Below are 7753 nucleotides of genomic sequence, written 5' to 3' on the forward strand. Positions count from 1 at the left end.
GTGTTAGGGGGACGTGGGGCGCGGTGCCCCAGAAGTCGTTGAAGTCGGTCTGGGTCAGGTGGACCGTGGCGCTGAGCGTGCGGGTGGTGGCCGCCGGGCCTGTGGCCAGCCAGGACCAGTGGTCGGTGAGGAGGCGGCGGGCGGTGGTGCGCAGCACGTTGAGGGCGGCTAGGTCGTGCGGGCAGGCCACGTCGCTGATCTGGAGTTCTGGAAGGCCGAAGCGGCGGAGGCCGCGGGTGCGGAGGCGTACGCAGGCGCAGCCGTTCACGCCCTCGGGGTCCAGTTCGGGCTCCGCGGCCGTGCAGCGGCCGTTGGCGCGGAACGGCGGTAGGACGTCGCCGAGCCACTGGTCCGCCAGGACGAAGCGCGTTCTCTCGGTGGCGGAGGGCGGGAGGATGTGACCCGTCGTGAGGTCCGCGGTGATTCCGCCGGTGGCGTCTGCGATGGCGTGGGCGGCGGCGCGGGCGACCTGGGCGCCGCGGGGCTGGTCGGTGATCGGCGTGAAGGCGGTGATGACGGCGAACTCGGCGGCGTTGCCGAAAGCCCGTGCGGCCGGTCTGTCTTCGGGGCGGGCCGCGCTGATCTGCCCCGGGTCCCAGCGGAGGCAGGTGAGGTCCTCCCGGGTGACCTGGAGCTGCGGTGAGCCGAGGCGTCCGGCGATGTGGGCGTGGTACGGGCCGGACGGGCTTCGTTGGAGCAAATCGGCCAGGTCCTTCGGGACGCTCGTGGCGGCGACGGCGAAACGGGAGGTCGTGGTGGACGGAATATGAAAGGTGATCGTGGTCATCAGGGCCGCTCCTTGCGCGAGGGAACTCATGCAATGTCGCCAGCATGCGCGGGGTGTGCGGCCGGAGGAAGCCGAACTCCGGCCTGTGGATAACTCTCGGTCGCAAGAAGGGCCCAGAGGGCGAGATATCGCCCATCGAAGGTGTGGTCGGGCCCCGGGTTCGTTCGGCCGTATAGCTGTTGGCGGGAAGTGGCCAGCGCGCGCGGCGTCATTGGGTAAAGTCGCCGTCACCCTTGGTGAGAATGATGTGAGAGGCGACGCATGTGCCGACTTTTCGCGATGAGCACGGGCGGGCCCCGGGTCCGCGCGGCTCACTGGCTGCTGGACGCGCCCCGGAGCCTGCGCGCGCAGAGTCACCGGATGCGGCACGGGGCCGGTCTTGGATGGTTCTCGCTCGGCGGGGAGCCCATCCGGGACAGGGCACCGCTCGCCGCCTTCGAGAACGCCGACTTCGATCTGCACGCCCGGAACGTTCCGTCCCACACGTTCGTGTCGCATGTCAGGGACGCGTCCGTCGGTGGCCTGACCGTGCGCAACTGCCACCCCTTCGTGATGAACGACCGGCTCTTCGCGCACAACGGCGTGGTGAAGGGGCTCGAGACGCTGCGGGCATGGTTGACCGAGATGGAGACCGCACAGGTCTCCGGTGAGACCGACTCGGAACTCGTGTTCGCGTACGTGACCGCTGAGATCCGCCGCTACGGTGACACGACGGCGGGGATCGTCGAGGCGGTACGGCGCATCGCCGCCGAGCTGCCAGTGTTCTCCCTGAACATGCTCGTGGCCGAGCCGGGGCGGATATGGGCGCTGCGCTACCCGGAGAGCAATGAGCTGTGGGTCCTGTCGTCCGGGGAGGGCGGCGTGAGCGATCCGGGGACGGACGGGCCGGTGCCCGCCGTCGTCATCGCCAGCGAACCCATGAACGACCAGCGAGGCTGGCGCCTCCTCCAGCCCGGTGAGCTGCTGATCGTGGAGGGCCTGGCCGAGACCTCGCTGTTCCCGTTCGGCCCGCTGAGCCGTCCGCTGCGCCGCTCGGACCTCTCGCTCCGGGAAGCCGCGTCCCAGGCGACCGCCGGCGTGCTGACCGCCGCCGGGACGGGTTGTCCGGCGCCCGAGCCCGAAGCCGCGGCCGGTCCGGCGCCCGTTCTCGCGGCCACCGAAGGCGGTTCGGCGCCCTGCGGGCCCGCCGTTCCCTGACCCGCCACTCCCGCCCGGCCGCGGCCAGGTTCCGGATCCGGGGCCGGTGTCCAGCTCCGACACGCCGTTCACCACGGAAAAGACCAGCTTCGGCCGAATTCGCGGTGATTCGCGCGGCATCGACAGCGTAATCAGGGGGAATGTGTACGTTGGGGAGATCAACACTGCTGTGAGCTGCGGGGACGGCCCCGTGGCGCAGCCTTGGAAACCAGGAGGTCCCCGTGGCCCGAACACTGTCGAGAGGCACCCGCGTGACCGGTGCCGAACGCACCCAGCTCGCCGCCGAGCTCGCCCCGCGGTACGCGGCCGGCGAGAGCATCCGCGACCTGGCGGCCGAGACCGGCCGGTCCTACGGGTTCATCTACAACGTCCTCAAGGAGGCGGGCGTCCCGCTCCGGGGCCGGGGCGGCAACACCCGGCGCAAGAAGTCCTGACCAGCTCCCACGACAAGAAGGAAATTGCGCACATGAACGGACGTCCCCCTCGCCCCCCGGGGGGACCCCGCGCGCTAGGAACGGCGGTCCGCTCCGGTGACCTCGTGGCGACCGTTCAGGCTGGCGAGGTCCGCGGCCGCACGGCCGGCGACCCAGCCTTCGTAGTTCGACACCGAACCCGCCCGACCCTTGGCGAGATTCGGGAACATCGCGCCGACGGCCTCTTCGACGGCCCTATCGCGCGCCGCCAGGACGGGGACCAGATCGTTCCCGCCGGCGCTCTCGGCCGCCCGCCCGGCGGCCTCCCGCAGCCGCTCCCCGATGCGGGCGGCGTAGGCGTTCAGGAAAGCGTGGCGGAACGAACGCGTCCTTGAACGTCCCCGCACATCGCGCCTGGGACCCGCCTGAACCATGGCGGCCGTCGCCTGGACGAGCAGCGACGTGAACAGCATCTCCACCGCGGCCAGATCGGCCGGATAGCCCATCACCGTGGAGAAACCCAGCTCCCGGTGCCATACCGCCCTGCAGCGGTTGGCATCGGCCACCACCGTCAGCAGGACCGCCTTGGGCGAGTCATAGGGATTGTCCACCGGGATGCGCCGACCGGCGGGGCCGTCGATGTCGCCTGTTTCCGCCGCCAGCAGCGCATGGTCGATGCTGTGCCGCGCCATCAGCTCCTGAGCGCGTGCGCTCAGCGCCTCCGCCTCTTCAGGGAACTCTGTCGACTCGGCCTTGGCCAGAAGCGCCCTGACCTTGCCGAGTGTCCGCTGATCGACGTCCCGCACCTGCTCGTGTGGGGCAGCAGGTCCATCCCTGCCTGGGACGGACGCACCGGGACGTGGGCCGAGGCTCGGCAGCCTTGGCAGGCCCTCCAGCAACTGGATGAGTTCGATCGCGCAGGCGGTGTAGGTCGCGTCCGTCACGCCTTCGCGTTCGCACCAGGCGTCCGCGTGGGCGTCGTCGTCCTCCCACCACACGTCGGCTTCGAGGACGGCGAGCTGCTCGCGCCACCGGTCGTCCACGGCGGCGTCGGCGTAGGCCCGCATCCCGGCCGCGATCGCGTCGGTCACGAGCCGTGCGTGCCTGGACGTGCGGCGGCGGGACGTGAACCTCACCACATCGGACGGCTGCCAGCCCCGCTCCCAGGCACTCGTGACCCCCCGGCGAAGCCGAGCCGCAAGGCTGCGGCGGAGGGTGAACGTCCAGCCGGGAACGGTGGTCCGCTCGGCCGCCTCCATCACGAACCCGCGGAATCCGGTGCGGTCGCCAAGGGCGAGCGCCCGTACGGCTTCGGTGATCAGTGCGTCGGCGGCCTCCGTGAGAGCGGCCGGGGTCTCCGCCTCCCCAGGCCCTGAACGTCGCCCCGCCATCCGATCCGCCACCCCCGTCGCCCGGGCAATTCGAGCACGACGCATCCTGCCATCCCGGGACGGACGGTTCGCCCCGCCCCGGCGGGAGCCGTCCGATCAGGGCAACGGAAAAGCCCCCGACCGTTCGGTCAGAGGCCGCCGGGGACGCGCGGTCTGCCTAATCGTCGCGGTCGCCGCTCCCCTCGCCGCGCATCTCCTCGATGACCACGCTCTGGTAGGCGCGGGAGGTGTCGGGGACGTAGCTGAGCCGCGCGAGCGCCTTGCCCTCGGCGTCCCTGATCTCGAAGTGGTAGCCGTCCCTCGGCTCGCCGATGTGCGCCGCGGCCTGGTCGTGCCGGAGCCGGCACATCGTGTCGACCTTCTCCAGCGCCACCTTGAGGCTCCCCGCGTCGCTGATGAGCCGGGCCGGCTCACTCGTCTCCCAGATCTCGAACATCGGTCGTGTCCTGTCAGCGGTCGGTCGGCGGACGAACCTGGCGGGGCATTCCAAACGTCGCAGACAGCTTGAACCCAAATGGTGGATCTTTCAATCAAACCAGGTATCGGATTGATCACTATTCGGAGTTCTGCCCGCTCAGGGCGCCTTGTCCGCATCTGACGCTATATGGGTGCTTTTGCGGTGCACAGCGGTCTCGATAGGGTCGGCCGTCACAACCGAACGAGATTCGGAAGGAAGCCGGAGTGGACTACCGGGTCGTGTCCATCGTCCGAGACAACGCCCGCGATCGTGGGACGGCGCCCGCCGTCACCGGGGACGGGCGGACCGTGAGCTACGCCGAGCTCCACGAACGCTCCAGCCGGGTCGCGCAGGCGCTCCTCGCCGCCGGGCTCGGACCCGGCTCCCGTGTCGCGTACCTGGGCAAGAACGCGCCCGAATACTTCGACCTGCTGTTCGGCGCCGCGAAGATCGGCACGGTGACGGCCCCGGTCAACTGGCGGCTGACCGCCGCCGAGATCGCCGCGATCGTCACCGACGCGGGGGCCCCGGTGACGGTGGTGGACGCCGAGTTCGCGGAGCTCGCGCCCGGACTGCCCGGCAAGACCGTCCTCACCGGCGAGGACCACGAGACCTGGCTCGGCGCGCATCCGGCCGAGGACCCGGGCCATATCGGGGAGCCGGACGACATCGTCGTGCAGCTCTACACGTCCGGCACGACCGGGCTGCCGAAGGGCGTGCAGCTGAGCAACGCCAACTTCGAGGTGGGGGAGCGGATGGCCCGCCGCTGGCGCCTGGACGCCTCGGCGGTGAGCCTCGTGCCGATGCCCCTGTTCCACATCGGCGGCACCGGCTGGGCGCTCGCCGGGCTCTACGCGGGGTGCCGGCAGGTGCTGGTCCGCGACATCGACCCGGCGGCGCTGGTCGACACCTTCGAGCGCGAGCGCATCACCAACGCGTTCATCGTCCCGGCCGTTCTGCAGTTCATGTGCGACGTCCCTGGCGCCGCCGAGCGCGACTACTCGGCGCTGCGGGCGATCACCTACGGCGCGTCCCCGATCACCTCGGAGGTGCTGCGCCGCGCGCTCGACACCTTCAAGGCCCCGCTCTTCCAGCTCTACGGGATGACGGAGACGACCGGCGCGATCGTCCAGCTCGAACCCGAGGACCACGACCCGGGCGGGCCGCGCGCCCACCTGATGCGCTCGGCCGGGCGCCCGTACGACTGGGTCGAGGTGCGGATCGTCGAGCCCGGCGGGGACGCGGAGCGGCCGGCGGGCGAGGTCGGCGAGGTGCTGACCAGGTCCAGCCAGAACACGCCCGGCTACTGGAACCGTCCCGAGGAGACCGAGCGGCTGCTGGCCGGGAACGGCTGGCTCCGCACGGGCGACGCGGGCTACCTCGACGCCGAGGGCTACCTGTTCCTCACCGACCGGATCAAGGACATGATCGTCACGGGCGCCGAGAACGTGTACCCGATCGAGGTCGAGGAGGTCCTCGCGGCGCATCCGGGGATCGCCGACGTCGCGGTCATCGGCGTCCCGGACGAGCGGTGGGGAGAGACCGTCAAGGCCGTCGTCGTGCCCGCCCCCGGCGCGGCGCTCACGGCGGACGAGGTGATCGAGTACGCCCGGGAGCGCCTGGCCGGCTTCAAGCGCCCCCGGTCGGTGGACTTCGTGGACGCCCTGCCCCGCAATCCCAGCGGCAAGATCCTCAAGAAGGACCTGCGCGCCCCGTACTGGGAGGGCATGGGCCGCACCATCGGCTGATGGGTCCGCCGCCCAAGGATGAGCGGTTCGCGCCTACATCGCTCTTTAGGGCGCGTCAGTCGTCGGCGAGGGTGACGATCGTCTCCTTCGCGTCGGGTTCGAGGAAGCGTAGGAGCGACTCGCCTTCGTGGGTCAGCTCCTCCAGGGCCGCCTTGGGGAGCGGGTCGAAGGGACGCAACCGCAGTGTGGCGACCTTGCGCTTGTACTCCGTCTCCCAGATGCCCTGGGCGAAGCCGTCCCAGAGGAACACGGCGCGGACGCGGAGGTTCTTCGTGGTGAGCAACGGCCGATGTGCGTCGGCGATGACACGCCTGCGGTCGGCGTGCGCCAGCACGAGGCTGTCGAACTCGGGCAGGAACCGCGGTGGCGCCTGAACGTCCTCGCCGGGCCGCGGAGCGTCGGGGAGGTCGAACAGTTCCCTGCCACGGTCGTCGTTGTAGACATGCAGGCCGGGACGCAGACGCTCCAGTGCCGCACCGCTATCGGGAAGTCCTGACCACGTCTGCGCGTCGGCGGCGGACGCCGGCCCGTAGGCCGCCAGGTAGCGGAGCATCAGTTCCTCTAGCGCCGGGTCGTCCGCGACGGGGGCGCCCAGCCAGTCATCGGCCAGCGTGAACTGTGACGTGCGGGAGAAACCCCACCTGTCCTGTGTCGGAACCATGGCCAGCGGAACGCAAAGCCGTACGGCGTAGCCGAGAGCCCTGTCGTTGACGTTCGGGAACTGTTCCTGCAGTAGCGCACGGATCTCGTTGAACGTGCGGGGCCCCTGCCCGAGCAGTGTGCGCGCCGCCGGGACGACCTCCTCAAGGTCCATCCCCTTGGCCCGGTCACCCAGCACTTTGAGCGCGCCGTCCAGCATCGGCTGCATCGTCGTGCGGAAGGCCGTGTAGTCGGCACTGGTCATCAGGTGCAGTGTCGCGCGCATCATCGTGGCGCGCACAAGGGACCGGTCCCGCAGGGTCTCGTTGAGATCGGACGCCTGGAAGCCGTCCAGCCGGGTCCACAGGCCCAGGAACGGCGGCTTGGGCTCCTGCGCCTGCATGCCCAGGAGCCGCCCCACCGCCTCCGTCACGGGGAGGGGCTCCCGCGCGAGGAGGAGTTGCCGTGCCAGCGTGGCGCGGTTCAGGGCTCGGACGCTCAGCGTTTCCGTCATCCGTCCAGGATGCACGCTCTGTCCTCCGGCCGCGGCGACGCCCTTCCACCCCGGCAGGTTCCGCGGATCACCGCAGCTCAGCCCGCCCCTAGCGCCTGGCCCCGCGGGAGGCGAGGCGATCGGGAACGAGCGAGGGACGCAAGGGTTACGGGAGGAAAATTCCTGAAATGCACGTGCATCAGCCCTTGCACCTGCACGCCATCCCTAGCAGGATGATCCACGGACCCCCGCACGTGAACTCCCCGGAGATCGCGATGAACGCACACTTGAGTGACAGTGACCGGCAGGCGCTGCGTCTTGCCCAGGATCTCCGCGAGGAGATGCGGGCGGCGCTGCCGCACCTGCCGTCCGCCCCCTCTGTCTCCCCGTTCGTCGACCAGGCCGGGATGCCCAGCGTCCTGCTGCGCATGGACGCCGACACCGCCCGCGCGCTCATGGCCCTGCTGGCCGAGCGCCGGCTGGAGCAGGAGTCCGCGGAGCCGCGCCGGGGGGACGGAACTCACATCCCGCCCGCGGCCCAGGCGGTCCCGGCGGCGCAGGGAGCGGTCGCGGCCTTCGGGCAGCACCCCCCTTACCCGGACCCGGCGTTCGCCCCGCCGCACCCGGC

General features: G+C 70.8%; 8 protein-coding genes. 4 read left to right on the forward strand and 4 right to left on the reverse strand.

All coding sequences use genetic code 11. The features are described 5' to 3' along the window. Nucleotides 1–787: hypothetical protein (locus E1266_RS33350; protein WP_132053952.1), on the reverse strand; the 787-nt coding region annotated here is incomplete at its 3' end. Between the two features lie 261 nt (nucleotides 788–1048). Here E1266_RS33350 and E1266_RS33355 point away from each other — a divergent pair. Both E1266_RS33355 and E1266_RS33360 read left to right on the forward strand, forming a co-directional pair. Beyond that, nucleotides 1049–1984 carry a class II glutamine amidotransferase gene (locus tag E1266_RS33355; protein WP_132053954.1) on the forward strand — a complete coding sequence of 312 codons (936 nt, stop codon included), beginning with the start codon at nucleotides 1049–1051 and terminating at the stop codon, nucleotides 1982–1984. Between the two features lie 221 nt (nucleotides 1985–2205). Then, nucleotides 2206–2418 (forward strand): helix-turn-helix domain-containing protein, encoded by a 213-nt coding sequence (locus tag E1266_RS33360; protein WP_131884259.1) that lies wholly within the window; start codon nucleotides 2206–2208, stop codon nucleotides 2416–2418. Between the two features lie 74 nt (nucleotides 2419–2492). On the opposite strand, the gene E1266_RS33365 is transcribed toward E1266_RS33360, so the two are convergent. After that, complete coding sequence (locus tag E1266_RS33365) at nucleotides 2493–3788, reverse strand: DUF2786 domain-containing protein (RefSeq protein WP_207946067.1); 1296 nt, start codon at nucleotides 3786–3788, stop codon at nucleotides 2493–2495. 157 nt (nucleotides 3789–3945) lie between these two features. Next, nucleotides 3946–4224, reverse strand: a complete 279-nt coding sequence (locus E1266_RS33370) for a hypothetical protein (RefSeq protein WP_132053958.1) — start codon at nucleotides 4222–4224, stop codon at nucleotides 3946–3948. A gap of 245 nt (nucleotides 4225–4469) precedes the next feature. Between E1266_RS33370 and E1266_RS33375 the strand changes: the two genes are divergently transcribed. After that, complete coding sequence (locus tag E1266_RS33375) at nucleotides 4470–5993, forward strand: long-chain-fatty-acid--CoA ligase (RefSeq protein ID WP_132053960.1); 1524 nt, start codon at nucleotides 4470–4472, stop codon at nucleotides 5991–5993. Nucleotides 5994–6048: 55 nt separating this feature from the next. Here the strand turns inward: E1266_RS33375 and E1266_RS33380 are convergent, their stop codons facing one another. Further along, nucleotides 6049–7146 carry a winged helix DNA-binding domain-containing protein gene (locus E1266_RS33380; RefSeq protein WP_132053962.1) on the reverse strand — a complete coding sequence of 366 codons (1098 nt, stop codon included), beginning with the start codon at nucleotides 7144–7146 and terminating at the stop codon, nucleotides 6049–6051. Between the two features lie 254 nt (nucleotides 7147–7400). Here E1266_RS33380 and E1266_RS38470 point away from each other — a divergent pair. Beyond that, the coding region (locus E1266_RS38470) for a hypothetical protein (RefSeq protein ID WP_207946068.1) at nucleotides 7401–7753 on the forward strand (353 nt) is incomplete at its 3' end.

Source organism: Actinomadura sp. 7K534 (assembly GCF_004348575.1).
GTDB classification, from domain to species: Bacteria; Actinomycetota; Actinomycetes; order Streptosporangiales; family Streptosporangiaceae; genus Spirillospora; species Spirillospora livida.

Coding starts and splice junctions, on each gene's coding strand:
- E1266_RS33355 (WP_132053954.1), top strand. CDS start 1,049: ATGTGCCGACTTTTCGCGATGAGCACGGGCGGGCCCCGGGTCCGCGCG.
- E1266_RS33365 (WP_207946067.1), bottom strand. CDS start 3,788: ATGGCGGGGCGACGTTCAGGGCCTGGGGAGGCGGAGACCCCGGCCGCT.
- E1266_RS33370 (WP_132053958.1), bottom strand. CDS start 4,224: ATGTTCGAGATCTGGGAGACGAGTGAGCCGGCCCGGCTCATCAGCGAC.
- E1266_RS33380 (WP_132053962.1), bottom strand. CDS start 7,146: ATGACGGAAACGCTGAGCGTCCGAGCCCTGAACCGCGCCACGCTGGCA.